The 26,970-nt window shown below is 60.4% G+C and carries 19 protein-coding genes and 1 pseudogene; 9 read left to right on the top strand and 11 right to left on the bottom strand.

From position 1 onward, the window contains the following. Window positions 1-194, top strand: a pseudogene (locus tag N551_RS39710) (IS21-like element helper ATPase IstB); the annotation flags it as partial. Window positions 195-448: 254 nt separating this feature from the next. Here N551_RS39710 and N551_RS0118165 read toward each other — a convergent pair. Then, window positions 449-1,477: a hypothetical protein gene (locus N551_RS0118165; protein ID WP_027568124.1), complete on the bottom strand. Its 1,029-nt coding sequence runs from the start codon at window positions 1,475-1,477 to the stop codon at window positions 449-451. A 499-nt stretch (window positions 1,478-1,976) separates the two neighbouring features. Continuing rightward, window positions 1,977-3,764, bottom strand: coding sequence for an SUMF1/EgtB/PvdO family nonheme iron enzyme (locus N551_RS36645; RefSeq protein ID WP_051462817.1), 1,788 nt, complete (start codon window positions 3,762-3,764; stop codon window positions 1,977-1,979). Between N551_RS36645 and N551_RS36640 the strand changes: the two genes are divergently transcribed. The 3 genes from N551_RS36640 (at window position 3,748) to N551_RS35760 (ending at window position 7,719) form a co-directional block, all read left to right on the top strand. Next, window positions 3,748-5,448, top strand: coding sequence for a caspase family protein (locus N551_RS36640; RefSeq protein WP_197031155.1), 1,701 nt, complete (start codon window positions 3,748-3,750; stop codon window positions 5,446-5,448). The genes N551_RS36645 and N551_RS36640 overlap by 17 nt on opposite strands. 26 nt (window positions 5,449-5,474) lie before the next feature. Then, complete coding sequence (locus N551_RS0118150) at window positions 5,475-6,701, top strand: OmpA family protein (protein ID WP_245287806.1); 1,227 nt, start codon at window positions 5,475-5,477, stop codon at window positions 6,699-6,701. Between the two features lie 118 nt (window positions 6,702-6,819). Then, entirely contained in the window at window positions 6,820-7,719 is a 900-nt protein-coding gene (locus N551_RS35760; RefSeq protein WP_245287805.1) for a DUF4399 domain-containing protein, read from the top strand. Window positions 7,720-7,797: 78 nt separating this feature from the next. On the opposite strand, the gene N551_RS0118140 is transcribed toward N551_RS35760, so the two are convergent. From N551_RS0118140 to N551_RS35755, 9 genes are all read right to left on the bottom strand, one after another. Further along, window positions 7,798-9,384, bottom strand: a complete 1,587-nt coding sequence (locus tag N551_RS0118140) for a class I SAM-dependent methyltransferase (protein ID WP_035961538.1) — start codon at window positions 9,382-9,384, stop codon at window positions 7,798-7,800. A 5-nt stretch (window positions 9,385-9,389) separates the two neighbouring features. Further along, window positions 9,390-12,029, bottom strand: coding sequence for a type VI secretion system ATPase TssH (gene tssH, locus N551_RS0118135; protein WP_027568121.1), 2,640 nt, complete (start codon window positions 12,027-12,029; stop codon window positions 9,390-9,392). A 100-nt stretch (window positions 12,030-12,129) separates the two neighbouring features. Continuing rightward, window positions 12,130-13,194 (bottom strand): type VI secretion system baseplate subunit TssG, encoded by a 1,065-nt coding sequence (gene tssG / locus N551_RS0118130; RefSeq protein ID WP_027568120.1) that lies wholly within the window; start codon window positions 13,192-13,194, stop codon window positions 12,130-12,132. After that, complete coding sequence (gene tssF, locus N551_RS0118125; RefSeq protein ID WP_027568119.1) at window positions 13,158-15,119, bottom strand: type VI secretion system baseplate subunit TssF; 1,962 nt, start codon at window positions 15,117-15,119, stop codon at window positions 13,158-13,160. The genes tssG and tssF overlap by 37 nt, the downstream gene beginning before the upstream one ends. A gap of 1 nt (window position 15,120) precedes the next feature. Further along, window positions 15,121-15,627: a type VI secretion system baseplate subunit TssE gene (tssE, locus tag N551_RS0118120; protein ID WP_035961536.1), complete on the bottom strand. Its 507-nt coding sequence runs from the start codon at window positions 15,625-15,627 to the stop codon at window positions 15,121-15,123. Between the two features lie 223 nt (window positions 15,628-15,850). Continuing rightward, window positions 15,851-16,336 (bottom strand): type VI secretion system tube protein Hcp, encoded by a 486-nt coding sequence (locus N551_RS0118110; RefSeq protein ID WP_027568117.1) that lies wholly within the window; start codon window positions 16,334-16,336, stop codon window positions 15,851-15,853. A 49-nt stretch (window positions 16,337-16,385) separates the two neighbouring features. Continuing rightward, window positions 16,386-17,888, bottom strand: a complete 1,503-nt coding sequence (gene tssC, locus N551_RS0118105; RefSeq protein ID WP_027568116.1) for a type VI secretion system contractile sheath large subunit — start codon at window positions 17,886-17,888, stop codon at window positions 16,386-16,388. Between the two features lie 24 nt (window positions 17,889-17,912). After that, entirely contained in the window at window positions 17,913-18,440 is a 528-nt protein-coding gene (gene tssB, locus N551_RS0118100) for a type VI secretion system contractile sheath small subunit (RefSeq protein WP_027568115.1), read from the bottom strand. A gap of 122 nt (window positions 18,441-18,562) precedes the next feature. After that, window positions 18,563-19,879, bottom strand: a complete 1,317-nt coding sequence (locus N551_RS35755) for an ImpA family type VI secretion system protein (RefSeq protein ID WP_035961534.1) — start codon at window positions 19,877-19,879, stop codon at window positions 18,563-18,565. Between the two features lie 332 nt (window positions 19,880-20,211). Here N551_RS35755 and N551_RS0118080 point away from each other — a divergent pair, with 332 nt between their 5' ends. From N551_RS0118080 to tssL, 5 genes are read left to right on the top strand one after another with little or no spacing between them, the layout of a single operon-like run. Next, the gene (locus tag N551_RS0118080; protein WP_027568112.1) at window positions 20,212-22,080 is read left to right on the top strand and encodes a type VI secretion system Vgr family protein; all 1,869 of its coding nucleotides are present in this window, start codon (window positions 20,212-20,214) and stop codon (window positions 22,078-22,080) included. Window positions 22,081-22,136: 56 nt separating this feature from the next. Beyond that, entirely contained in the window at window positions 22,137-22,649 is a 513-nt protein-coding gene (locus N551_RS0118075; RefSeq protein ID WP_245287804.1) for a hypothetical protein, read from the top strand. Window positions 22,650-22,661: 12 nt separating this feature from the next. After that, a complete protein-coding gene (tagH, locus tag N551_RS0118070) occupies window positions 22,662-24,029 on the top strand; it encodes a type VI secretion system-associated FHA domain protein TagH (protein ID WP_027568110.1) in 1,368 nt (455 codons plus the stop codon). Between the two features lie 48 nt (window positions 24,030-24,077). After that, window positions 24,078-25,415, top strand: coding sequence for a type VI secretion system baseplate subunit TssK (gene tssK, locus N551_RS0118065; protein ID WP_027568109.1), 1,338 nt, complete (start codon window positions 24,078-24,080; stop codon window positions 25,413-25,415). Then, the gene (gene tssL, locus N551_RS0118060; RefSeq protein WP_027568108.1) at window positions 25,412-26,941 is read left to right on the top strand and encodes a type VI secretion system protein TssL, long form; all 1,530 of its coding nucleotides are present in this window, start codon (window positions 25,412-25,414) and stop codon (window positions 26,939-26,941) included. Before tssK ends, tssL begins: the two co-directional genes overlap by 4 nt. Window positions 26,942-26,970 lie beyond the last annotated feature (29 nt).

Here is a 26,970-nt window from a genome sequence, read left to right as displayed (position 1 = left end):
ACCATTGCGACATCGTCGAGACCGGCAACGACAGCTGGCGCTTCAAAAGCCGCGACGACGATCACGCAACCCGCGCTCGCACCGTCTCCGCAACCCCGACCAGCTCCGACGGTGCGAGCGCTACCGCCAAAACCCGCCGCTCGAAGGGGTCAAAATTGGACGCCGATACAGGGTCAAATTTGAACGCCGATTGACAGACCAGCAAGCCGGAGATCTCGTATCCACGGGTACCAGCGATGTTGTGAGTGGTGCTTTTGCCGAAGCCGGTCACCTTCGTTACGCTGGTGATGTAAACGTCGAAACAGTCCCGCTCTGCAAAGGAAGCTTGCGTCTTTTCATCCCAACAAGGCAGTTGTTCTTTGACCGTTTTGCCGGATCGCTGCTGTTGACTCAAAGGTGCTATTCAACGTCTAGCGTGATGTCCGGCTTCTGTCCGTTCTTCGGGATGCTAACCGGGGAAGTCGCGGAACTCCTTGACGAGATTAAACGGAATTTTCCACCCGGCGCCTCCGTCGCGCATCAGCATCTTGATGTCCTCCGTCCTGTTTTCTTTTCCGGTTTTTGGATCGGTCTCCAGTGTGTGGCCGTTGCTGTCCCAAGGTTTGGTCGCGCTCTTCGAGTAGTAGCCGAGAAAATGCCCGGCTTCATGGGCAGACGTGTTAGGCCCGCGTTGCGAGCTGATAAAGGCAAGGTCCAACGATCGAGCAAACGAGCCATTGGGGAAGGAGCCATTGGACAGAAGCTTGTCGACACAGAAAATGGTTAAGTGGGCGCCCCGGACTTTGTGTTTGGCGAAGAAGCCCTTCAGTTTTTCGACATCGATCATATCGGGAAAGGTCGCCAGGCTCGCATCCTTCATGCCAGTCGCGTTGGCGAGCTCCTGTTTGACGGCAGCCTGCGCGTCGTCGATGAAGAGCCAGTCGCTTGGCACTCGCTCGAAGCGGATGTTGGCCTGCGGCTTCCATATATTGTTCATCGTCAGCAATTCATCTTGCTCGCTGCAAGGCTTCTTGGCGTGAAACATCGGAGCGCCGCCACTGCCCGGAACCATGACATTGCGGTACGCCACCTTGATCTTGATTTCCGGCAGCACAACGACATGGAGCTTGGCTTCGATCTTCCGGTCGGCCGACCGGGCCACCACCTCCAGACCGGGAAAGCCAATCGGCTTGATTCGGCCATTGATTTCGAAAAACCGTGCATCGCCATTGAATGTGGCGGGAAGTGATGCCGCCCTGAGCTGCGGATCGATATCGGGTGTGGAGAATGCATTTCTGGCCTGCATGACGCGTCTAAGGGTATCGGCGCCATCGATCTCCTTGATTGCGAGGGCATGGGCGTTAGGATCGACTTCGAGCTTTCTTCCGGGATCGATCAGGGCCACGATGTTCGAGCCGCCGAACGGCACCACCACGCCTGGCGGGCTGCGGCGCTCATCGATGCCGGAGCGGCGGAAAACCTCCTGGAAAGCGGCCATGTCCGGTTCTCCTGTTCTAGTTCGGCGCGTCAACCCGAAGTTTTGCGCGCGGGCGGTTTGAATCAAAGCGCCGGCTCAGTCGAAAGTGTATGGTGTCGGGTCCGTCTGGGTCGTCAGGCCCGACAGGAAGAGCTACAGCACGAAGTAGGTGCGAAAATCGGCTAACCAGCTCGTTTTCACTTACCTTTGCATACCCTCAAAGCCCTGCGGGCGCTCGTGGCTTCGAAACCGGCAATAGGAATCCCACCTTGCCAGGTCCCGCCGATAACCGTTGAGTCCTATTGTGAAAATATCTTGTCCACAGCACCCAAATCGCGCTTCACGTGGTCAGCCTCGCGCCTCGGCACGGATTGGTCGCATCCGAACTGGGGCGGGTTCAAATGCCGGAATGTTCAATGAAGTTGCCAGCGGTCCAGCTCAATTCTGGTCAGAGTCACACGTCAACGGTGCCTGGGCTAAGGCGGTTTGAACCTGCCGACCGGAAACTCCGATCACCGTCCTAGTCGCCGTCCTTCTCGCGAACGACTCGAAATCCATTCGCCTGATAGCGAACATTGAAATCATATCTAAACCGTGCGGCTGAGCGCAGATATTTCGGGTCATTATTAAACGAGCCGCCCCGAAGCACCCGCTCGGGACAACCCGGTTTGACCGCAGCGGATCCATCAGTGGGCGTCCCTCGATAGCCCTCGGTCCAGCAATCCTCGACCCACTCTGCGGCATTGCCGGCCATGTCATAAATATCGAACGCATTTGGTTTGAATGATCCAACCTGCATGGTGGCATGGTGCGGTTCACTGGTGCAGCCCGCACAATTTGCGCGGTCCTTCTCCACTGACCGGCCCCAAGAGTAGGGTGAACTGGTGCCGCCTCGGGCGGCGTACTCCCATTCACTTTCCGTTGGCAGTCGGTAGGTCTTCCCGGTCTTTTGCGACAGCCATGCGGCATAGGTTTTTGCGTCGTTCCAATCGACATCAGTGACGGGCCGGCGGCCGCCTCCCGCTCCGGCATCGGCCGGCCGATAGGTGCAGCCTCTGTCCGTGACACAGGCGTCCCACTCATCGTATGTGACTTCGTACTTACCTATGTAGAACGGCTTGCGGATCGACACCTGATGCACAGGGCCTTCAAAAGGGAAGACCTCAGTCGAACCCATGTTGAAATTGCCTGAAGGTATCAGCACCATCTCCGGGCATTGGGAACAGTCACGAATTGTAGACCTCGGTGGCGGCGAGACCGGCGGCGCGGGCGTGTTGGTCACAGTCGGTGTTTGCGGCTTTGCCGGGCTGGCTACCGCGCCAAGGCGTTGCAGGCCTGCCCGCGCCTCGGAGGCATACGGACCGTTCGGATAGGCATCGAGATAGGCCTGAAAATCGGCCGCGTTGTTGCTGCTCTTGATCGTATCCCAGAAACCTCGTTCCACCGTATCCGGCGGGTTGCCCAATCTCGCGACGGCGCGCGACGCCGTGTCTGTTGGTTCGTTGCGGCCTGTAACGACAAAGTCAGCGGCCTCGAGCGACGCTTCCCAGGGGAGTTGCTTGTTGCGGCTTCCCTTCGCGACCGCAGCCCGGGTTTGGCCAAATGCTTCCTTGAAGGTTCGACCGGGGGCCTTGGCGGCTTTCACGAACTCGTCAGCAAACAGGCTGAGCGCTCCCTTTTGATCCTCCACGACCTGCCCGGGGAGTGCCGGGTAAGCTTGAGTGATGCCCTGGATAGGACTGACGTTGGCGAGCCCAATTGCCTTGACCGATGTCTTTTGCTGCCATGGATTTCTCCTCGCCGCATCAAGGATGACGGCTGAACCTCTGGGCCGGGCAACGATCAGCGGATCGAGAATGAGATCGCCATCCACCGCATTGGAGTGAATATCGAGGTCCGATGCAATGGTACCGTCGATCGGGATGAGGAAATTGCGGCCTTCATACTGGATGGCATGACCGGCGAAGTAGACGACGGCGGTGGCACCGCGTTCCAGTTTTTGGCTGAATTGTTGGATTACCGCATCCATATCGGCATGTCGCGCATCCTGCGCATAAACCACGTCAAAACCACCAGCCTTCAAAAGCTCAGCGATCGCTTTCGCGTCGGAAACCGCCGTACGGACAGGCGACTGCGGATAAGATCCATTTCCGACAACGAGAGCGACCCTCTTGTCGGCCTGCGCAGCACTCGCGTTCTGGCCCCGGGCGGCCGAAAGAAAAAAGAGCTGTGGGATGAACGCGCCAGCCGCAAAGGCGCACAAAACAACTAGCACCTTTAAAGTGCGGCCCATGCCTGACAGTTTCATCGCTTCATCAGCCCTGAACCTGGATCAACGCAAAATGCCCCAGACTTGGATCAGCGCAAAAACTCCGGTTCATATGCGGTCTGCTCAGCCTGAAGCAAACGAACGGGCGCAGTGTGCAAATATGCTGGTGAAGCTAACACGCTGGCTGAATGGAAACAAGAAGTTGCGAGATTCGGCGATTGCTCCTAGTCTCAGATTACCGGTGCCGCTCGGCAAGCCATTTGGCGGAACTCCGTTCGTGAAATTCGTTTGCACACTTTGCTTGATTGCTTGTTCCATGTGCCTGTCTCTGCTTCTTTCGCCAGAGGCGCACGCTGACGGGCGTGTCGCGCTAGTCATAGGCAATGCGGCATATGCCAATGCCACATTGCTCCGCAACAGCCGCAACGATGCTGACGACATCTCCGATCAATTGCGTCGCCTCGGGTTCGAGGTCATCGACGGTCGCGATCTCGATGGCCGTGGCATGCGCGCTGCATTGGCGCGTTTTGCGCAGAAGCTGCGGGGCACTGATGCTGCGTTGTTCTATTATTCGGGCCATGGGCTTCAGATTGAAGGTCAGAACTACCTTGTCCCTGTCGATGCCCAAGTCGATCCCGATTCAATCGTGACATTCGACCTCGTGAAGCTTGACGACGTTGTCGAAGCGCTCGGATATAGCTCGGGAACGCGACTTATGGTTCTGGATGCTTGCCGGACCAATCCGTTTGCGAAGGCTATAGCCCAACGCAGCGGCAATCGCGGCGGGGAAATCACCCGAGGACTTGCCCGGATCGACCGGACTCAGGGCATGTTGATCGCCTATGCGACCCAGGCCAACGCGGTGGCGGCTGATGGTACCGGCCGCAACAGTCCGTTTACAAACGCGCTGGTTCGCGAGATGCAGGAACCGGGGATCGAAGTCGGCGCGCTATTCCGGCATGTCGCCGTCAGTGTCAATCGTGAGACGCGCGGGCAACAAACACCGGAGCTCTCGGTCTCCTTGCTGGGGGATTTCTATTTGAATCCCCAAGAGAGCGATCTGGACGCATGGAAGAAGATGGGACCGCTGTCTTCCGCGAGCGTTGCGACATTGAAGGCATTCATCACGAAGTTTCCGTCGAGCAGCCTTGTCGACGCGGCCCGCGCCCGGATCGACACCATCGAGAATGCCAACGAGCGCGACCGACTGGTCAACGAATACAACGAGAAGGAGCGGCAGCTTCGGGTTGATCTGGAGCAGGCCGAAGCCGGCTTCCGAAAAGCCAGCGAGGAGTTGGCCCAATTGCGTAAGCGCGACGAGGTCAGGCAAGCCGACGACGAAAAGCGATTGAGTTCGAGCGCTCCCGCGCAACCGTCCAGGCCTTCGCCTCCCGAACCTGGCGCCGAGGAAAAAGATCGGCGTGATCAGCTCGCGAATGAAGTGGCGGCACTCGAGGCAAACAGGATCAGATTGGCCGAGCAACGCGCCACACTGGAGCGCGCGATGGCGGAGAAATTGTCGAAGGCGCAATCCGATCGTGAGCGCGCCGAGCAACGCCTTGCGATCGAGACTGCCCGGCTGCCGTCGGTCGCGGCTGACTCGAGGGCAGCCCCTGCACCGACTCGGCAGAAATCGACGCCCCGTTGCCAGGAGATTAATGCACGTGCGCAAGTGGGTGACATATCGGAATCCGATCGCATTGCCCTTCGCCAATGTCGCTAGTTCATTTTAGCCAAGGTTGAACAGACATGATTGATGGCGCTCCAATCGTCACCTGCTTCGCGATCGGCTTCCTGATGACGTCCATCCAGGCGTGCTATGCGCAGGCGACCTCGCCAACGCCTTCGCCGCCACAAGCCTCTTCGGCTCCGCCGCCACCGCCCACGCCGATCCCTTTCGACGACGCGCTGTTGCGGGCCGCCAACGATCTCTTTTCCAAGGCTACGGTGCCCGCGGGGTCGGACAAGGTTGAACTCGTCATCGATCCGTTGATTGACGCTGCGACCGGCGCGCAATCAGCTGCAACCCGGCTGATGCAGGAGCGCATCAAGGACCTCGTAGCCAAGTCATATCCCCGCTTCGCCGTGTTGCCATTTTCCAGCGAGGCCCTGAGCCGCGCTCCTGTTGTCCTGATCGGGACCTTTACGGCCATAAACAATGCCGGTGCACCTGACGGTGCTCGGGACACCTATAGGATCTGTCTTGCATTGGCAGACCTTCGCAGCAGGAGCATCGTATCGAAGGGCGTTGCGAGGGCAAGACCCGACGGCGTTAAAGCCGAACCCACGCCGGCATTCGCCGAGGCTCCGATCTGGACCAATGATCCGGCGATCGCCGTCTACATCAAGACCTGCCAGGGGACGAAGCTGGGCGACCCGATCGATCCCCTATATGTCGAGAGGATCGCCACGTCGGCTTATGTGAGCGACGCAATCCTCGAATACGACGACAAACGCTATCGAGAGGCGCTGGCGTTCTACCGGACGGCCCGGCAAATGTCGGGCGGCGACCAACTTCGTGTTCATTCTGGTATTTATCTGTCCAGCTGGAAGCTTAATCGCCGGACCGATGCCACCGAGGCATTTGGCAGTCTCGTCAAGTATGGCCTGACGGCCAATAAATTGTCTGTACGGCTTCTGTTCAAGCCGGGCACGACGCAGTTCCTCGATGACCAGAATATCACCGGTCCATACCCGATGTGGCTAAGTCAGATCGCGTCGCAGGCGATGCAGAACGATTCCTGCATCGATGTCGTTGGGCACACATCAAATACCGGACCGGCGCAAATCAATGAACGCCTGTCGGTGCTAAGGGCGCAGTTCATCAAGGATCTCCTGCAAAGTGCTTCTCCCAGCCTGGCTGACCGGCTGAAGGCGGTCGGCGCCGGATCTCGAGAATCGATCGTCGGGACGGGCCGCGATGACGCGAGCGATGCGATCGACCGCCGCGTCGATTTCAACGTACACCGATGCTGAATGCGCATTGAAGTCTCGACGCTGCCGCGCACTCTCAACTGTTGTCTTGTTTGGCCACGTTCATTTCCTTCATCCAGAGCGCACCGCGCTCCAAATTATCGGACTTAGGGGGTCTCTCATGGTATCGAAAGCCTTGGTCGCAATGACGACGTCCCTCCTTATTTTAGCGGGAGCGTTCGGCTCAGCGCATGCACAGCCAAAGCCCGCCGGCGGTCCTACAACCTCGCCTGCTGGTGCTGCGGTCTATTTCGTGGACATCAAGGACGGGCAGACCGTCCCGACGAAATTCACCGTTCATTTTGGTTTGAAGGGAATGGGCGTAGCGCCGGCCGGATCCGACAAGGGAAACTCCGGTCACCATCATCTCTTGATTGATGCCGAGCTGCCGCCGATGGACAGTCCCATTCCGAGCGACTTCAATCATCTGCATTTCGGTGCAGGTCAGACCGAAGCCGAAGTTACGCTCACGCCGGGAGACCACACACTACAGCTGCTGTTGGGCGACAAGAATCATGTGCCGACGTCACCGCCGCTGTTCTCTGATCGTATCCATGTTCACGTCGTCGATCAGGCTGCAGCCCCGTCGGCCCAGGCCATGCCGCATTCGGGACGTCACCCGTCGCCCTCAGGAGCGAAGGTCTATTTCGTCTATCCCGTGGACGGGGCGTACGTCACGCCAACGCCTGTTGTCCGTTTCGGCCTGGTCGGCATGGGCGTTGCTCCCGCCGGCTTCGAAAAGGCGAATACGGGGCACCACCATTTGCTGATCGATACCAGCCTGCCGCCATTTGATCAGCCGATCCCCAATGATTTCAACCATCTTCATTTTGGTGCGGGTCAAACCGAAGCCAAAATCAATCTGCCGCTGGGTCGTCACAAGCTGCAGCTGATCCTGGCCGACGAAAATCACATACCACACGATCCCCCGGTTTTTTCGCAGCTTATCAATGTTGTGGTGACCGCCAACGGTCGTAAGCCGCCGACGCGGAAACATCACCGAATATCGCACTATCATTAGGCACGAGACGGAGGCACGCGAACGCGCGCAGCCCACCGCAGTGGTCTCGCGTCTCGCTTTGAGTTGAGATCGATCGCCTCAGGCGACCAACAGGCCCAGCTTGCCGACCATCACAAGCGAACGTTCAACGCTCTCTCGAGTTGAAAGCAGCGGCGGCTCTACTGGCTTTCCGTCCTTGTCCTTTTGTTCGATCCGGATGCTGGAGCCAAATGCTTCGGTCATCTCGGCCGTGATCTGGTCGATCGTGTGAAGGCCGTCGAGCAATTGCAGGAAATGCCGGGTTCGATCGTCATCCAACTGCACTGTTTGGTGGAGCAGGTTGGTGACGTGCGGACTTGTCTGCGACTGTTTGCGGGCCAGTAAGCTCGCTTGCGGCCGGTCGGTAAGTTCCTTCAGCAGGAATGGCGGCGATACCAGGAAGGAGACCTCGCCGCTGCAGCACAGGATGTACATCGCCTCCGTCAGGACCCGTTCGTCATCGTCGGCGTGACGGCCATCCAGCAGCGCGCGCGCACCGTGCAGCAACTCGCCGAATGACAATGCGCGCGGCCACGCCCGGCCGAGGCACAGATGCGCTGCCTTCAGGAGGGGATTGGTCACCGTAATCCTGCTGCCGTTCTGGATCTCGAATTCCATTGCAGAATCGTCTGTCACACAGGCTTCGGGATCGACGGCGCTGGTCGTGCTCAAGAGGTGGTACCGCCTGACGAAATCTGTGTCGATCTGCCGGTCGAGGGAAACATTGTCGTGGCAAAACAAGGTGCGCCGGAAGCCGTTGCCGTCGATGAAATCCTGATACTGGTCGCGTGCCATGAACTCGCTTTCTGGGAAACGCTGCAGCGTGGCACGGACCTCCTCGGAGTAGCCGGCGAGATAGCGGCGCGAAAAATCGGAATCGCCCAGATACTGCAGGCCACGCTGGGCGGCATCCTCTGCGACTTCGTGCAACAGGAAGGCGGTCGCGCCATCGTCGAGATCGTCGTGAAACAACAATTCGTCGGGAGACTTGAGAACGCGGTTGTACTGATCCCGCATGATCGCGCCGTGAACCGTGTTGGCCTTCGAGCCTTCGCTCAGGAACTTCAGGATCGCGCGAGCCTGTCCGACCTTCTCCTTCATGCCGGTGAGGCGGCGGGTGTGATACCGCATCATGTCGCGGGCCATGTCGCGGAGGTGCGAGAACGGATGCGCATTGTAACTGACGTAGCAGATCCCGCGCGGTGACAGGTTCTGCTTAAAGATCGTCATCATCTTCTCACGCACGGCCGGTGGCACCCATGAGTACACGCCGTGCGCGATGATGTAATCGAACTGTCCGAAGCTTGGATCGACATTCATGATGTCGCAATGGAGGAGCTTGATGTTGTTCAGGCCAAGTGTCGCGATATTTTTCTGGCCGCGCTCGATCGTCACGCCGCTCAGGTCGACACCGACGAACTCGCTGTCCGGATATTGAAAGGCCATTGGCAGAAGATTGCCGCCGACGCCGCAGCCGAGTTCCAGTACTCGGCAGCACTCGACCGGCGCAGGTTGCATGCCGTAGACGGTGGCAATCGTTGCAAGATGGTTGGGGTGGGTGAGCCCGTAGACGTGGCCGGGATAGTAGACCTCGTCGTACCGTGTTGGGCCGGTCGTCGAAGGGCGATGCTCAGTGTGAACATTCATCGTGCTCAGTTCCACGAATATGCGAACTTGTCGTTCGCGATTGAGACGCGCGTCTGCTTGATCTCTTCCTTGGCAAGCGATTTTCTCAGGAACTCGCGCGACAGCTCCGGCAGCAATGTGTTGGTGATGATGTTGTCGATCATGCGCCCGCCGGAATCCGGATCGTTGCAGCTTGACACGATGTGCTCAACGACGGTGTCGTCGTAGCTGAAGGCCGCGTTGTGATTATCGCGTAGCCGACGGCCGATGCGGTCCAGCTGCAGCCGGACAATGCCGCCGAGCATCTCGTCCGAGAGCGGGAAGTAGGGGATCGAGACGATACGCCCGAGCAAAGCGGCCGGAAATACCTTCAGTAGTTCCGGCCTGAGCATCTTCCCGAGCTCTTCCGGTTCATTGCGGTACTTTGGATCGCGGGACAGCCCCATGATCAGATCGGTACCGACATTGGTCGTCAGGATGATCAAGGTGTTCTTGAAGTCAATCCGTCGTCCGTTGCCGTCCTCCATGACTCCCTTGTCGAACACCTGGAAGAAAATCTCATGGACGTCGGGATGGGCCTTCTCCACCTCGTCGAGCAGGATGACGCTGTATGGCTTGCGCCGGACCGCCTCGGTGAGGCGGCCGCCTTCTCCGTAGCCAACGTAACCGGGAGGTGCTCCCTTCAGGGTCGAGACGGTGTGCGCCTCCTGGAACTCCGACATGTTGATCGTGATCATATTCTGCTCGCCGCCGTAGAGCGTCTCGGCAAGCGCCAACGCGGTCTCGGTCTTTCCGACGCCGGATGGTCCGGCCAGCATGAAAACGCCGATCGGCTTCGACGGGTTGTCGAGCTTGGCGCGGCTGGTCTCGATACGTCTGGCGATCATCGTCAGCCCGTGGGACTGGCCGACGACGCGGCGGTTGAGGATCTCCGGTAACTTGAGCACGGTTTCGATCTCGTCCCGCATCATCCGACCAACCGGGATGCCGGTCCAGTCGGACACGACGGACGCTACCGACTGCTGGTCCACATGGGCATAGACCATCCGTTTTTCCGGATTGATCCCCTCGAGCGTCTCGAACTTGCCGCGCAGCTCCGCTCGTTTTGCATCTGAATCTTGATCTTCCTTGGGCTCGGACAGGATGTCACGAATGCTGCGGATGTCCTTGACGAGCTCCTGCTCCTTGGCCCAGTCGGCCTCCAGCGCGGTTAGCTTTTCTTTCAACGCGGCGATATCGCTGTCGATCGTAGCGAAGCGCTCGCCGTCCTCGATGCCCAGATCGCGGTCGCTGACCAGCGCGGATTTCTCAGCTTCGCGAGCCGTGATCGCGACACGCGTGTCCTCGATCAGGGCCGGCGTGGCGCTCTGGCTGATCGCCACGCGGGCCGAGGCGGTATCGAGCAGGCTGACGGCCTTGTCCGGCAGCTGTCGGGAGGGAATGTAGCGGTGCGAGAGGTTGACGGCTGCAATGATTGCGGCGTCGGAAATGCGGACGCCGTGGTGCTTTTCCATTGGGCCAAGAAGGCCGCGCAGCATCACGCAACAGGTCTCGACATCCGGTTCGTCGATCTGGATCGGCTGGAAGCGTCGCGCGAGCGCCGGGTCCTTCTCGATGTACTGGCGATACTCTGCCCAGGTGGTAGCTGCGATCGTGCGCAGCGTGCCACGGGCGAGTGGAGGTTTCAGGAGGTTTGCCGCATCGCCGGTGCCGGCTGCACCGCCGGCGCCAATCAATGTATGGGCTTCGTCGATGAAAAGGATGACCGGGGTGGGCGAGCTCTGCACCTCGTCGATCACCGAGCGCAGCCGCTGCTCGAACTCGCCCTTCATCGAGGCGCCAGCCTGCATCAAGCCGATGTCGAGGGCGCAGAGCCGGACATTGCGCAGCGGCGGCGGCACGTCCCCGGCGGCAATGCGTTGCGCGAATCCTTCCACCACCGCCGTCTTGCCGACGCCGGCTTCGCCGGTAAGGATCGGATTGTTTTGCCGCCTTCGCATCAGAACGTCTATCAACTGGCGAATCTCTTCGTCCCGACCCAGGATCGGGTCCATCTCACCCGATTTGGCCTTCGCTGTGAGATCCTGCGAGAAACGGTCAAGCGGTGTCGTGCCTTTCGGGCTGGTCTGATCCACGCCGTCCGTGCCAGCGCCTAAAAGACCCGAGCCGTCCATGGGCCGCATGGTCTCCTCGTCGGAGCCGGCCCAGATGGCGCGACGCTCGGCGGCCAATGCTTCGACGTTGACCTTGGCGAATTCCTGGGAGAGGTTGTTCAGCGCGCGACGGATGTCGTTCGACTTCAGCCCAGCCACGAGCAGGTGGCCGGTGCGGATCTGAGTTTCGCCGAAAAAGAGCGTGGCGTAGTGCCAGCCACGATCGAGGAGATCGATGACCGGATTGGCGATACCCGGCATGTCTGTTTCGTTCTTCCGAAAGCCGTTGATCGCGCCGGCAAGTTCCGACAGCAACCGCCCCCGGTCGAGCTTGTAATGGTCCACCGAGAGGCTTACGTCTGTGCGCTCCTGCTGCAGGATATGAAACAGCCAGTGCGCAAGCTCGACGTTGCGGTTCCCGGCGCTCTTGGCATGGCGAAGAGCCTGTATGAAGGCGTCGTAGCCGGCGCGGTTCAGTTTGCCCGTTACGGCTTCAATACTGATGTCGGTCACGGCGGCCCCCCTCCTGCTCAATTGCTCCGCCGATGTTTGACACCCAACGGAAATTGGCGCGAATCCCATGACATTGGGACAATCGGCGCGGTCGATAGGTTCAAATTGCCGAGGCATCGGCTGCGGCGTTCCGGCGGGCTCGCAGGCGCTCCCCGAGCTGAAAGCGGGCATCGCGGCGATATTCTTCAGTGGAGGTCCAGTTCGGGGAGACCCAGGTGGTCCATCCAAGCCGACCGCTCTGCCCTAGTCTGACGGGGACGACCTCTCCTGCTGGAATCGCGAGCTCGACCTCCCACTCCAATTCGTCGCCAATGTAGAAGAAAACGGCGTCGGCCAGCGGCTCCGACAAATTGCGCGCTTCGGTCGGTAGGAACTGCTCGTACTGGACAAAATTCTTGACGAAGACCCGAACCCTGATCTTGTCTTCGATGCTGAACACGCGTGAGCCGAGAAGCGCGTCCCGACCGAGGCTGGCGTGCGCCTCGCCGAGCCGGCTGCAGTGACTTGGATCGAACGCAAGCCAAGTGCCGACAAACTCGTCGATCTCGACCTTGACGTCGAACAGTCCCTGCAAGAACCGCGTCAGCCGTGACGCACATTTCGCCCTCGGGGCGACCAGTCCGACGAAGCTGAGCTTCGCCATGTCGGGTACGGTGTCCCGATTGGCGAAAACGTCTGAGCCGAGGCCGGCGAAGGAGCCGACATAGGCGATGAAGCGATCATCCGCGGGACGGTCGTGCTGCGCGATCGGCCGGGCGTCGGCCCAGGCACGAAAGAAGAGCTGCAGGAACCGGCCGTTGAGCAGGTCAAGAAAGCGCGGGAAGGCGTCGTCCCGCATCAGCCACCAGCTCAGACTTTCATCGGTCGTGGCAAGTGGCAGCGCACCTTGCGGACCCAGGAGGCCGAGAAACTTGACGAGGATTCTGAGCCGGCCATTCTGGTCGTCCACTACGGCAAGATTAGAGGCAGGGAACTCGAGGTAGGGCACTTGGCCGAGATCGACGTACTCTTCGCGGCGGGCGGCGCTGTCACCGATCCGAGGTCGATCCGGATTGGCTCGCTCGAGCTGACGCAGGGTATTGAAGAAATCGAACCGCCAGGGTTCGGCCTTCATCTGGTCGATCAGCGTCATAGCGGTCTCCGCGTGCCCATGCGCGGTGGCCACCGCATGATCTCGCCACGCTCCGGCGTCGAGACGATCGTTTGGGTGAAGGTGTTGAAGCCTGAATAGTCGGCGAAGAAGCGCTCCAGCACAGCTCCGAGCAGGAACACGCCGCTCCCCTCGAACGCCTTCTCGTCAAGTGTGACAGTGATCTCCAGGCCGCGCGCGGCACCGCTCCCGGTGCGCTCCCGCACCCGTCGCACGACGGGCCGGCTTTCGATGCTGCGCACGCCCCGGATCTTGCGTTCGGTGGCGTCGTCGTACTGGTCGGCAAACAGGGACAGCATCTCGCGCAGCGCTCCTGCGTTCTTGCCGCCGTTGCGCTCGACGAGGCCGAGATAGTTCAGGCTCAGCATGTTGATCAGCCGCCAACTGACGATCCCGCTGTTGGCGATTTCGCTGCGACTGCGCAACTGGGCGACCACCGGCTCGCGCGGCCGGGTTGGACCAGCAACGCACACCAGGTCGAGGGACGTGTCGTCCAGCAGGTGGAAGTCGGCGCCGCTCGCGCCGACCGGCAGGTGCTCAGTGAGGTGCCGATTGGAACACAGCGCTCGGACGCTGAGCTCGGCGGCCGAGTTCTGCCCGTTCAATTCGCCGGGCTCGAGCAGCGATAGAAACATGTCCGTCCCGGTGTAATCGGAAGATGAGCCGTACGTCTTCTCTTCCACCGTGCGGCGCCGGGGCAGGCGGCGGACGGTGAAGTAAAGCCCCTGTGCGCTGGTTTGGTCGACGCTTGCCGAATACAGCGGGCGTACCAGCCGCTTGTCCTTCTCCGCCGGGAAATGCGCGTAGACTTCGAGGACCTGGTGCGGCTCGTATTCGAGATAGCGACTGCGATCCGGCACCACGTGATATTCGTGGGTGTTCGACTTGACGGGGATTCGATCACTCGTCTTCTCGAACAGGTTGATCGCCGGTGCGGTGTAGAGCCTGAAGCTATCGGAACGCACCGCGGCGGCGAGCCGCGAATTGTGTTCATCGAAGGCGAAGACGATATCGATCGACTTGCTGCGCAGGCGCGGCATCACGCTGCGGAGTCCGGTCAAGTGAACGCCAAGGAACTTGCGCGGAAACATGAAATATTCCCGGAGCAGCTCTGAGCCGCGAAAGACGCGGTTGTCGTGCGGAAACAGCGACTCGGTTTCGTCGAAACCGATCTGCTGCACGCAGTCGTGCGGTGCGCGCGTCACCACCGGATCGCCGAAATCGTCGAGATGTCGGAAGTAGACGCCCTTGCAATTCGATATCAGTTGTTCGTAGAGCGCTATGCCATCTGATTCCGCACCGACGAGATAGATCGGGAGCTCGCTCATGCGGCAGCCCGCAAACCACGTTTCCGGCTTTGTCCGAGCCTCTGCATCCGACAGTTCCTCGTCAACCTGGGCCGCGGTGCGGTGGGTCAACGACAGCCTGAGTCCGGCGATCACGTCGCCGCCGACCGGGATTCCGAGTGCCTGCAGCGCGCCCGCGGTCGAGAAGTATTCGGCGCCTGTGATGTCGAACGGCCAGAGCGTGATATCGCGGCAAAGTCGAAATCGGCAGGCGAGGCTTCGCTCTCTCTCGCGGTAGGTGGCGTCGAAATAGGCGCCGCGCGCGATCTTTTTGCCGTCGCGCAGCGCCGGGTCGGCATAGGGCGGTTCTGCTGCGACCAGCATGGCCGACGGGGTAGGGGCAAGGTAGTTCGGAACCAGCTGTTCGAGCAGATTCGAGGTGAATTCCGGAAATTCGTGCTTTAGCTTCAACTGGACACGGGCGGCAAGAAACGCCGCGCCTTCCAGTAGCCCGGTGATCATCGGATCCGAGCGGTCTCTGATCAGGCCGCCCAGGCGTTCAGCGATGCCGGGATACTCCTCGGCGAAATCTCCTGCCTGCTCGTACAGCAGGGACAATTCGCGATTGTAGAAGTCCAGGAATTCGCGATTCATGCTAAAGTCGGTTGATCTGGATATCGCCGCTGTCGAGCTCGACGTCGGCGACGAATTCCACGGGAACGTTGAGCGGTTCAGCTTTCAGATCGGCGTGAACGATGAAGCGCAGCTTGAGCTGCTCGGGTCCGATCGAGGCGTCGCGGCGGACCCGGATTGTCTTGCGATCGAGCCTTGGTTCATAATTGAGCAGTGTGGTGCGCAGCGAGTCGCTGAGCTCGTCGTCCGTGACCTCGTCGATCGAACGATTGGCGATGTCGGGAAAGCCATAGTTCAGAATCGACGTTCGTACGCAATCCCGGCCGCTCATGTCTAGCGTGGATTCGAGAGCGATCGTATTGAGGAGGGTTTCGACGTCATGGGAGACCTCGCGCCGGAGGAGTGCCTCCGAGATCGGATGGCGTCCTGTGCTGCGCCGGCCTGCGATAATCCGTTCACCAGACTGACCGCGCAGATCGAGCTTCTTGCGCGCATCACGCGCTTCATGCGCCGCGCGAAAGGCGAGCATCAGCGGCGGAGAGAGCCGATCCTTTTTTGGCGTAAGCGTCAATCCGGTCCCCATGACGTTCGGCGCCTATGCCGCTTCGAAGGCGGCAATCGGCGTCGCACTTGACGTATCGTGGCCAGGCATCCGGCCGTAACCGGGGCCATTCGAAGGATGCAATTTGGGATATCGCCGCATGGCGCCGGTGACCGCTATTGGCAACCGGCGCCAGGCGAGGGGCCGAAGATCATGCCCATTCCTTGTTGGCAGGAACGTCCCAGCCGAAGGTCGGCGAGGCGCCGGCGGCACCCTTGTCCGTCTGGGTCTTGTAGGTCATCTTGACCTTGGCGAAGTTCAGACTCACGTTTTCAGTTAGGCGCTCTTCGCCGTGCGATCCGCCGGTCGACACGCTGGAGACCAGGACGTGCTTCATCTCGATCTTGAGATACTCCAGCGGGTTCTCCCCAGCCTTGCGCACAGTCAGGATCGCCGTTTCGATGTGCTTTCCGTTCGCGCAGACCTTAAACAATTCCGGGGTGGCCTTGTCCACGAAGTGCGTGAAGTGGAGATCCTGGACGTTGACCTTGCCGGCGCCGCCTCCGGATCCGCTGTGGAATGTACCGGCCTGGCTTTCGCCGAACGACCAGCTCAATACATCAATCTCGTCCTTGTGCTTGTCATCCAGCGACTCGCCCTTGATGGGATCGAGTTTCAAGAAAATATCGACAGCCATAGCTTAGTCCTCTCAAAAATCTGCAATTGACCGTTGCGATGACGTGGCGTCAGGAGCTCGGGCCTGGTAGGCGCGAGACGAGACTGAGGCCGACGTCCATCGCTTCGAGTTGGAAGTGTGGACGGAGAAAGAAGCGTGCGTTGTAATATCCCGGGTTCTCCTCGTTTGCTATGACCTCGACCTTCGCTGCGGCCAGCGGCTTGCGCGCTTTCTGAGCTTCTGACGATAGGGCTGGGTTGGCATCAACGTACTCGTTGATCCAGGTTTGCAGCCAGACCGTCAGCTCATCCTTTTCCTTCATGGATCCGATCTTGTCGCGAACCATGCACTTCAGATAGTGCGCAAAGCGGGACACTGCGAACATGTAGGGCAGACGTGACGACAGGTTGTCAGACGCGGTTGCATCCACGCCTTTCTCGCCGAAATACTTCTTCGGCTTGTAGAGCGACTGCGCACCGATGAAAGCCGCCTTGTCAGTGTTCTTGCGATGGATCAGCGGGATCAAACCCGCCTTGGCGAGTTCATGCTCGCGACGATCGCTGATCGCGATCTCGGTTGGACATTTCAGGTCCACGCCGCCGTCGTCGGTCGGGAACGTGTGCGTGGGCAGGTTGATGACCTCGCCGCCGGACTGAACACCGCGGATGCGGGTGCACCAGCCGAACTCCTTGAAGGCGCGATTGATGTTGACAGCCATCGCGTAGGAGGCGTTGATCCAACCGTACTTGTCGCCGGTATGCCCGTCGGTTTCTTCCTCGAAGGCGAATTCTTCCACCGGCTCCGACTTGGCGCCGTAGGGAAGGCGACCCAGCACTCGCGGCATGCAAAGGCCGAGATAGCGCGAGTCATCCTGGTCGCGGAGACCTTTCCAGGCCGCGTATTCCGGCGTGTCGAACACCTTGCCGATGTCGCGGGGATTGGACAACTCGGTCCATGAATCCATGCCCATCAGCGTGGGCTCGGCTCCGGCGAAGAAGGGAGCGTGCGCGGCGCCGGCGACCTTGCTGAGATCACGCATCAACTGCACGTCGGTCGGCAGATGACTGAAATAGTAGTCGCCGATCAAGCAGCCGAACGGCTCGCCGCCTAACTGGCCGAATTCGTACTCGTAGACCTGCTTGAACAACGGGCTCTGGTCCCAGCGGGCGTCTGGATATAGCCGCAGGTTGCGATAGAGCTCGGTCTTGGAGACATTCATCACGCGAATCTTGAGATTGGCGTCCGTCTCGGAATTAAAGACGAGGTAATGCAGGCCGCGCCAGGCGCTTTCGATCGCTTGGAACTCGGGCGCATGAAGAATCTCGTTCATCTGCGCGGTGAGCTTCTGGTCGATCCGCGCGATCATCTCCTCGATGGTGTCGAGGACATCCGACTTGATGACGCTCGTGTCCTTCAACGCCTCCTGAACGAGCGTGGATACCGCATTCTCGACTTCGGTCGCAGCGCGTTCCGTGCGGGGCTTGAAGCTCTGCTTGAGTAGGTTCGCAAACTCGTCGGCCTCGGCGGTCCCGACCTGAGTGACGTTCGCCTTTTGACCAGCTTCTTTTGCCATGGTCCCCAGTCCTTCTCTTTATTTCTATTTCTCGGCGTCGGGTTCGGTCGGTTGGCTCGCTGTCCGTTCTTTCAGCGCGGCCATCAGCTGCGGATCGCTAAGGAGCTTCTTCAGCTGATCCTCGGCAGCCACCTTGCCGTCCATGTAGCGGAGCAGGTTGGCGAGCTGTTCGCGGGCCTCCAGCAGCTTGGCCGTGGCTGGAACCTGTCGGGCGACCGCTACGGGTGAGAAGTCGGCCATCTTGTTGAAGCGCAGGGTGACGGAAATCTTCTCGTCGGCCGCTTCGCTTAGGCGGTTGGCCACGCGGGCTGTCACCCCGGGCTGGATGGCCGCCATGCGGTTGTCGAAATTGTCCATGTCGAATTCGAGGAACTTGCGCTCCTCGACCTTGGGTTTCTCCACGCCAGCGTTGTTGCCGGAAAGGTCGGAAAGGACGCCCATCACGAACGGCAACTCGATTAGCCGCTCAGCGTCGTGGGGATCTTCGTAAGTGATGTGAACGCGCGGTGCGCGGTTACGACGGATGAATTTTTGACCGCTGTCGGTAGCCATGGTTCCCCTCTTTGCGAAATCATCGAGAAGCCGGTTTGCCGCGACGCAGGTTACAAGAGCAGCTCAACTTGCGGTCGGCAAAATCTGTATGTCCTGTTAGTGACGTCGAGCGAAATGCGGGTTCAATACGATTTGTCGATTGTCTTGAGCGCGCCCTCGGGCAGGACGTCATTCAAAAGGCTGAGAAAGTCTCGCTGTGCTAGTTCGCGCGCGCGGTCGACCAAAAAGGGAATAGGGCTCGACGGTTCTGCGGTCCGGAAAAATGCGGCCACTTTTGCCAGCATGCCCAAGGCCTGTGCTCTATTTTCTGCAGAGAAAACAGTATCTTGAACTTCGCTCTCGATCCCGGACGAGGATGGGGTGGCAAGCTCCGCCATCCGTTCGATGGGCAGGTCGAAGAACTTGTCTCGCCCGATATTGATCGCGGCGCTCTCTACGTGGGCGGGCACCAGCATTCGCATCACTTCGATAAAAGATTTACCAACCATCTCCTGCGCCTGACGCACCAGCAGCAGGGCGGGATTCGACGGTTCCATTCGGGCGAAATAGTCCGCGGCGGCGGCAAGTGCCGCGGTGGCCTGCCCCGACGACGTCAGCGCACCGGTTGCCTCAATCGGGTCTTGCGTGTCGGATAGTTCAGCGTCGTCTGACGGCGCAGCCACAACGGCGCTCGGGTCACGCTCCGCGACGAGACCCGCAAGCCAGGCGGCCATGCCATTGACGACGCCGGAGACCCTGTCGAGGCTGATGGGTTGCCCCGAGTTCAACTTTTCGTGCCAGATCGTCTTGATGCCTGCAATTTCGGCAGCGACTGCCGAACAACGTGCACTCACCGCCCTCAGGGTCTCGAGATCTGTGTCGTCAATGATCCGCTCGATCATTGCAAGATCGGGACCGTCAGTGTCGGCGCCACCAGCGGGAATTTCTCCCTGGGCAACCTGATAGGCACGGTAGTTGAGGGTCCCCTGTCTGCGATTTTCGATCAGCGGCAGGAATTGGAGGGGATTGATCACGGTCGGAAACACGTCGATTGCTTCGATCGTGACTGCGCGAAGAGCGTAGTCGCCGTCTTCGGCCCTCGGATGTACAGCTTCCCACTGCTCCCTAAGCAACGTGGTCGTCGCCTTCAGGCAATTGAGAAAGCCGTCAAGATCCCGGTTGAGGATGGAGAACTTGGCCAGCAGCATGTTCAAACGCAGATCGCGGGTGCGCGCCAGAAGAGGTCGTGCGGCCGCAAACTGGCCCGCGACGTCGATGGCCTTCGGATCGAAGCGCCCGCGATCTCCATTGGCGTTGACTACCTCGAAGTACGACATCGGAAGCAGCGATTCCGCACCTGCGAAGAAGTTGAGGTACTGAACGTCCCCACTTGCGTCGAGATCGGGCCCGCAGGGATCGTCCGCGGCTACGGGCTGGGTCAAGGAGGCGACGTCGAGCATGATCGTCCATCTGCTGGGCCCCCGCCGAACCCCGTGACGTACCCAGGAGCGCGGGAGGGACTATGATCCGACTGTCTTATGGGTCAGATGCTTGGCGGTCCCGGTTCATTCCCGGTGATCATGACAGTTTCGCGTGAACCAGCAAGCTCTTGGAGGCGACTACTTGAAGGCCTGGGTGGTTCTGTGTACGGCTGCTGTGGCGCGTCAGGATGCCAACCCCGGGCGGACTTACCGGCCTGCCAGCAGCGGCCAGATGTCCGTGGTTCTTGCATGACCGCCTGATCTGCTCTTTGGAGCCGATCATGCGGCCGACGAGGGAGTTTAACGCCCACATGGGCCAGCTTACCCAAGATACCCGCCTCTGCGAGCTCAAGACGCCACTCGGCAAGGACGTTCTGGTTTTCGTTGGATACGAGGCTTCGGAAGGTCTCAGCGAACTCTTTGAGTATCGTATCGAATGTCTCAGTGAGGACGCCGATCTCGACTTCGACCGCGCAATCGGTCAGCAGTGCACGCTGAAGATGAAGCTTCATGAGAAGGAGCGCGAGTTCAGCGGCATTCTCACCGAAGCGCAATGGCTTGGGGTGAAGAACGACTATTTCAGCTACAGAATCGTGCTTCGGCCCTGGTTATGGCTGCTATCGCGAACCACCGATTGCCGGATATTCCAGGACAAGAAGGCGCCCGACATCATCAAGGAGGTCTTCGACGATCGCGGCTTCACCGATTACGAATCGAAGCTGACCGAGGAAGGTTCCTGTCCGAAGCTCGAATATTGCGTTCAGTACCGCGAGACCGATCTGAATTTCGTTTGCCGATTGATGGAGCAGCACGGCATCTACTACTTCTTCAAGCACGAGGGCGGCAAGCACACGCTGGTACTGGCGGACTCAAAATCGTCGCACAGTCCGATCAACGGACTCGCCTCGATCCCATACATACCGCTGACAGGTGCCGACCGGCGAGGCGAGCAACACATCTACGAATGGGTCTCGGAGCGCAGGTTTCGGACCGGCAAGGTCGAGCTCAACGATTACAATTACCAGAAGCCCAACGCGCAAATGATCAGCGACGCCAAGGGCAACGAGCATTACTCCCGATCAGAAATGGAATTTTACGACTATCCGGGAAAGTTCAAGGAAAAATCCGACGGCGAGCGCTACGCGAAGATCCAGCTTCAGTCCGAGCAAGCCATGGACCGGCGGCGCCGCGGCAACGGTGATGCAGTCAACCTGTTCCCCGGTGGATTGACTAAACTCGAGAAGCATCACAAGGACTCGCAGAACGTCGAATATCTGGTGGTACGAGCCACCCATTCGTTCTCGATCGAATCTTACCGCACGGGTGGTCCCAGCGACGCCGGTCAGCACGTCTATTTCGGGAGCTACGAGTTCTTGCCGAGCGACCGTCCGTTCCGGGCGCCGATGTTGACGCCGAAGCCAAGGATTAATGGTGTCCAGACCGCCAAGGTGGTGACCAAGGACGACAATTCGAGCGAGGAGATCGACGTCGAAAACCTCGGCGAAATCTATGTACGATTTTTTTGGGACCGGAAGAAAAAGCGGTCTTGCCGGTTGCGCGTTGCTCAGGTCTGGTCCGGCAAGAAATGGGGCGGTCAGATCATTCCGCGCGTCGGACAGGAAGTAGTCGTCGAATTTCTGGAAGGCGATCCGGACCGGCCCCTGATCATCGGCACCGTCTATAACGACGAGTACAAGCTGCCCTATGACCTGCCGTCCAAGAAGACGATCGCGGGATTGAAGTCCGATTCGACCAAGGGCGGCGGCGGCTACAATGAGTGGAATTTCGAGGACAAGAAGGGCTCCGAGAAGATCACGGTGCATGCCGAGAAAGACCATGACGTGACGGTCCGCGACACCGAGACGCGGACCATCGGCGAAGCCGCGCTCGGCGGCGACACCCGCAAGACGACCCTCGTCAACGGCAACGACAAGCTCGATATCGAGTTGGGCGGTCAGCATATCACTATGGCGATGGATCAGTCGGTCACCGCAGGCCTAACCATCACGCTCATGGCCAACGTCAACATCACGCTGCAGGTCGGCCCCAGCCAGATCATCCTGACGCCTGGGGGCATCGTCATCAACGCGCCGACCATCGCGATGACGGCGCAGGGAGCCATGGCGCTAACAGCCGGGGGCCCGCTGGGTGCCCACGGCCTGCCAACCCTTGTCGGTTGAGTGCTATGAGCCAAGTTAGGTTCGGTGCGGTGCGGGATCTCTTTCAGGCCTACCCAATGGCGCGACATGACGTCGGCAGGGCCGAGCCCGACAAGCCTTCACTCGATTTCCTGCAGGACGCCACCGATGCGTGCAATTGGAACGGGGCCATCTCCTTCTGCGCCTATCTGCTTCCCCGGCGCGTCGCCGTTGCCTGGGGATGCCGCTCGCTACGGCGGATGTTCGACCATTTCGATGCCAACGACGCCAGGTCGCTGAACTACGTCGAGGCCTGGGTCAGGCAGCCCGACGAGCAGTCCCGGAACAAGGCGTTGGCCGTCGGCAACGCCAACGATCCGGAACAGCCGGCGACATGGCTTGCGCTGGCGGCCGGATGGTCTGGCGGAAGCGTGGTCCCGGCGGAATTTGCGCCGGTCGAGGCCAAGCCCGATCAAGCTGCACGCGCGGTACGCGCGGCCCTGCTGATCGCCCTTTGCCGGCTCCCCCGCGAGTCCCGGGACCGGATAATGACGGGATGCCTAGAGGATGGTATTCAGTTGGCACGCGGCGAACCGCGCCCGCCGCGCTAACGAGACGAAGAGATGGTGCTTCGCTTCAAAATCGAGAACGAGTCGAACCTTCCGGACGGTGGCCCTGTATCGTTTACGGTCACCGGCAGGCGCTCGGTCGATATTGGCCGTGACCGTCATCTTGACTGGACGTTGCCTGATCCGGCTCGGACGATCTCCGGAAAGCATTGCGAGGTGCATTTTCGCGATGGCGGCTATTGGCTGCATGACGTCTCGACGAACGGCACCTTTCTCAATGGCGCCGACCAGCGTATGCGGGCACCGCACCGGCTGCGTGACGGAGACCGGCTCACCATTGGCCACTACATCATCGAGGTTTCACTGGAGGGTGAGGCGGGCGGGCATCCGCAGGACCGCGAGGCACAGCAGCACGTTCCTCTCGTCCAGCAACATGCCGATTATCAGGAATTGTGGGCGGCCGATCGCGACGTACCGCCGCCCATCGATCCGCAACAATTGAAGAAGCCGCGCGAGGCGGCGCGACCCGTCAATCCGGAGTTTCTGGATTGGGCGGCGAGCGTCCCGTCGCCGGGCGTGGATCCCTTTCGACGACCACCGCCGACGTCGCCGTTCCAGTCTTCCGCGCAGGACGACATGAGCTGGGCCGACGGCCCGGTCGCCGCACCGAAAGCCCCCATCGAACCGCCGCCCGCGATGCCGACGCCGCGCCGGCCCTCCGTGTGGGCCGATGCTGAAGCGGCGCCCGTCCAGCCGCCGCCACCGCCATATGTCGAGCCGTCGCGACCGGCGCAGGCGATGGACGAAACGCCGGCGCCCGCCATGACGGCCGGCGGTGCCGACTTCGCGCGGCTGGTGGCACGCGCCGCCGGATTGCCCGACAATTTCTTTGCCAACACGACCGATGCCGAGCTCGCCGGACAGCTGGGTAGCATCTTGCGCATGACCGTGGACAATTTGATGGCGCTGCTGCAAGCGCGAACTCAGGCCAAGCAGTTGACGCGCAGCACCAGCCAGACCACCGTTCAGGCGATTGAGAACAACCCGCTGAAATTCTCGCCGACCTCGGAAGATGCAATGCGGATTTTGTTCGGGCCGAAGACGCGGAGCTATCTCGACGCGCAACGCGCCTTTGCGCAGGGTTTCAGCGACCTCAAATCACATCAGTTGAAGACGTACATGGCGATGCAGCACGCGGTTCACGAGCTCATCACCGGCATCGATCCGACCCTCATCGCGCGCGAGCTCGAGCTTCAGCGCGGGGCCAAATCCTGGCTCGGTTCGAACAAGAGCAAATTGTGGGATGAGTTCATGACGCGCTGGAAGGCGCATCTCGGCCGCGACAACAGCGCGCCGATCGATACCTTTATGCTGTATTTCTCCGACTATTACGACCGCTCCGACAAAAGCGGTGCAAAGTGAACTAGCGGCGGCCGTCCGGTCGCCGACATTGCTAATGTGGATGTAGGAATGTCTTGGTACAGCAAGGTTTTCTGGTCGGAAGGTCTGTTTCTGCGGCCGCACCATTTGCAGCAGAATGATCGCTATGTCGAGCACTTGCTGGAAAAGCGCGTTCGCTACACGACGCCATACCCTTGGGGATTTGCCCAGCTCGAGATCAACACGGACCTCACTGAACAGAGTAAATTTGCGGTGCGCAACGCCTCCGGCGTCATGCCAGATGGCACGCCATTCGACATCCCAGCGGACAGCCCGATCCCGGACGCGATAGAGGTGCCGGATTCGGCTGCCGGCCAGATCGTTTGGCTGATGATGCCCGTCGCCGCACCGAACACGCGCGAAGTGGACGAAGATCGGACCGACAGCGCCAGCCGCTATGTTCGCACTTCGGAGACTTTCATCGACTCGACCTCCACGTTGCGCATCGAGGAAGAGATCGACATCGCCTATCCGCGGTTGTCATTCGAATTGCGCAAGACCAGCAAGCCAGGATACATGGGCCTCGGCATCGCGCGCATTCTGGAGGTGCGTGACAAGAACGTGCTGTTCGATGACAAGTTCGTGCCGCCGATGCTGGTCTGCGCCACACATCCGATCATCGACGGCTGGCTCAATCGCATCATCGGCTGGGTCGAGACCAAGCTCGATGAGCTCGCACGCTACGCGGTCGATCCATCGTCCGGTGGCGGATTGCAGAGCGTGGACTATCTGGTGCTGCAGGTCCTCAACCGCACCATTCCCGTGCTGACCCATTTTCAGCGCTCCGGAAGTATTCATCCCGAACGGCTGTACGAGGAGTTGCTGAGGTTCGCCGGTGAGCTTGCGACGTTTGCCACGCCGGAACGCCGCGCACGCAACTATCGGGCATACGATCATGATGACCTCGAAAACATTTTCACCCCCCTGGTAAGCGACATCCAGGACTTCCTGAGCGCGCGGCTCGGCCGGCGGGCGATCCGCCTTGAGATCATCGAGCGTGCACAGAATGCATTCGTGTCGCCGATCCGCGATCGGGCGCTATTCCGGAATGCGACCTTGGTGCTCGAAGTTGCGGCACGGCGGCCGCTCGTGGAAATCCAGAACGATTTCCCGCATCTGTTCAAGGTCGGCCCGAACACCAAGATGAACGAGATCGTGCACGCCAACTTGCCGGGGTTGACGTTGGTGCACTTGCCGACCCCGCCGCCGCACATCCGGGCCATCACCGATCACGTCTATTTCTATCTCGATCGCAAGTCGCCGCTGTGGCCCGAGTTCAGCACGGCGGCCTCGATCGGGATGCACTTCTCCGGCGACTGGCCGGAGCTTGAACTGTACCTTTGGGCGATCCTGGAAGATAGGCCATGAGCGACAGGGACAAGCCGGTCAATCCTTTCGGTCGGGGCGAGCGGACGATCATCCGTCCCAATCCCGGCGGGAAATTGCCGCCGGCGCCTGCCGCCCAGCCGCTGGCGGGAGAAGGGCCTGCGGCACGCCCTGCCTATTCGCCGTCGCCCGTGCCGTCTCCCGGCGCCGCGCCGTCGTCATCGTTTTCCCCGGTTCCGCAGGGCCCGAGCTACGCCGCTGCACCAACCACCCATCCGTCGGAGGAATGGATATCGACGCCGACGCAACCCTCCGCTCAGCAAGCGATGCTGCCGCCCGGACCGCCTCTGCGCGTCGACGATCTGGTCGCGCCGAACGCCAATCCGGTGATGCGCGCCGCAGGGCCCTTGTTGCAACTGCTGGGCCGCTTGCGGGTGGCGCTCATGCGCGCATCATTCGCAAGTCTGATGGAACAAGTAGCCGATGCCATAAAATTCTTCGAGAAGGACATCCGTTCGGCGGGCATCTCCGAGCACCAGGCCAATACGGCAAAATATATCCTGTGCGCCACCGCCGACGATATCGTGCAGCATATCCCGACCGAGGAGCGCCACGTCTGGACGCAATACTCGATGTTGAGCCGGTTCTTCGGCGAGCGGGTGGGCGGTGTCCGCTTCTTCGAGATCCTTGACCATTTGAAGGTTGATCCGCTGGTCAATTATCCGGTGCTCGAATTGCAGCATGCCTGCCTCGCGCTCGGCTTCCAGGGCATTCACCGCACATCGACGGGTGGGCTCGCCAACCTCCAGGTGATCCAGCGCAACCTGTATGAAACGCTGCGCCGGGTCCGTCCCAAGACGATGAGCGACCTGTCGCCGAACTGGCGGGGGCAGGCGCTGGCGGCTCGCCGGCAGCGCCTGCGTGTTCCGGTTTGGCTGGTAGCGGCCGTGGCCGCCGCGCTGCTGACGGGCTCTTATTTCGTCTTGCGCACACTGCTGGCCGGCCGGTCAGAGAATGCCGCCGAGGTGGCGCTGGCCCTGCATCCAACTGATCCGATCGAGCTCAAACGCAAGGTGATTGCGCCGCCGCCGCCACCACCACCGCCTCCGCCACCACAGCCGGACCGTATCACCCAGTTGCAGCGCATCCGCAACGCGCTCGCCAAGGAGAATACCGCCTGCGCCATGACCGCGGACCAGACCGCGAGCTTCATCGTGATCAGGGTCTGTGACCTCGCACTGTTCTCGTCGGGCCAGGCCACCATCCTCGACGGCTTCAAGCCGATTGCGGTCCGGGTCGCTGCAACCCTCGACAAGGAGCCGGGGCGAATCCGGGTTGTCGGCCATACCGACAGTTCGCCGATCCGCACCGTGCGCTTCCCGTCGAACTTCGAATTGTCGGTCGAGCGCTCCAAGGCGGTCGCCGCGGCGCTGAAGCCCGGCCTGACCGATGGTTCGCGTGTCGACGTCGAGGGCAAGGGCGCGGACGCGCCGATCGCTCCCAACACGACACCTGAAGGACGCGCCAAGAACCGGCGTGTCGAAATATTTATTGAACGCAGCGAATAGCTGCCACCACAGCTCACGCCGTTTGCGAC

Origin of the sequence: Bradyrhizobium sp. URHA0013, from assembly GCF_000518345.1 — a bacterium.
In the GTDB taxonomy this organism is placed as follows: domain Bacteria; phylum Pseudomonadota; class Alphaproteobacteria; order Rhizobiales; family Xanthobacteraceae; genus Bradyrhizobium.
The sequence above is the reverse complement of the archived record's forward strand: the minus strand, read 5'-3'. Positions and strand labels throughout refer to the sequence as shown.

Bases quoted from the DNA above. Each gene is read 5' to 3' on its own strand.
- N551_RS0118150 (WP_245287806.1), top strand. From the start codon at position 5,475: ATGATTGATGGCGCTCCAATCGTCACCTGCTTCGCGATCGGCTTCCTG.
- tssK (WP_027568109.1), top strand. From the start codon at position 24,078: ATGTCTTGGTACAGCAAGGTTTTCTGGTCGGAAGGTCTGTTTCTGCGG.
- N551_RS0118165 (WP_027568124.1), bottom strand. From the start codon at position 1,477: ATGGCCGCTTTCCAGGAGGTTTTCCGCCGCTCCGGCATCGATGAGCGC.
- N551_RS35760 (WP_245287805.1), top strand. From the start codon at position 6,820: ATGGTATCGAAAGCCTTGGTCGCAATGACGACGTCCCTCCTTATTTTA.
- tssL (WP_027568108.1), top strand. From the start codon at position 25,412: ATGAGCGACAGGGACAAGCCGGTCAATCCTTTCGGTCGGGGCGAGCGG.
- tssB (WP_027568115.1), bottom strand. From the start codon at position 18,440: ATGGCTACCGACAGCGGTCAAAAATTCATCCGTCGTAACCGCGCACCG.
- N551_RS0118110 (WP_027568117.1), bottom strand. From the start codon at position 16,336: ATGGCTGTCGATATTTTCTTGAAACTCGATCCCATCAAGGGCGAGTCG.
- N551_RS0118140 (WP_035961538.1), bottom strand. From the start codon at position 9,384: ATGAATGTTCACACTGAGCATCGCCCTTCGACGACCGGCCCAACACGG.
- tssC (WP_027568116.1), bottom strand. From the start codon at position 17,888: ATGGCAAAAGAAGCTGGTCAAAAGGCGAACGTCACTCAGGTCGGGACC.
- N551_RS35755 (WP_035961534.1), bottom strand. From the start codon at position 19,879: ATGCTCGACGTCGCCTCCTTGACCCAGCCCGTAGCCGCGGACGATCCC.
- N551_RS0118075 (WP_245287804.1), top strand. From the start codon at position 22,137: ATGGCGCGACATGACGTCGGCAGGGCCGAGCCCGACAAGCCTTCACTC.
- tagH (WP_027568110.1), top strand. From the start codon at position 22,662: ATGGTGCTTCGCTTCAAAATCGAGAACGAGTCGAACCTTCCGGACGGT.
- N551_RS36645 (WP_051462817.1), bottom strand. From the start codon at position 3,764: ATGAAACTGTCAGGCATGGGCCGCACTTTAAAGGTGCTAGTTGTTTTG.
- N551_RS0118080 (WP_027568112.1), top strand. From the start codon at position 20,212: ATGGGCCAGCTTACCCAAGATACCCGCCTCTGCGAGCTCAAGACGCCA.
- tssF (WP_027568119.1), bottom strand. From the start codon at position 15,119: ATGAATCGCGAATTCCTGGACTTCTACAATCGCGAATTGTCCCTGCTG.
- tssE (WP_035961536.1), bottom strand. From the start codon at position 15,627: ATGCTCGCCTTTCGCGCGGCGCATGAAGCGCGTGATGCGCGCAAGAAG.
- N551_RS36640 (WP_197031155.1), top strand. From the start codon at position 3,748: ATGCCTGACAGTTTCATCGCTTCATCAGCCCTGAACCTGGATCAACGC.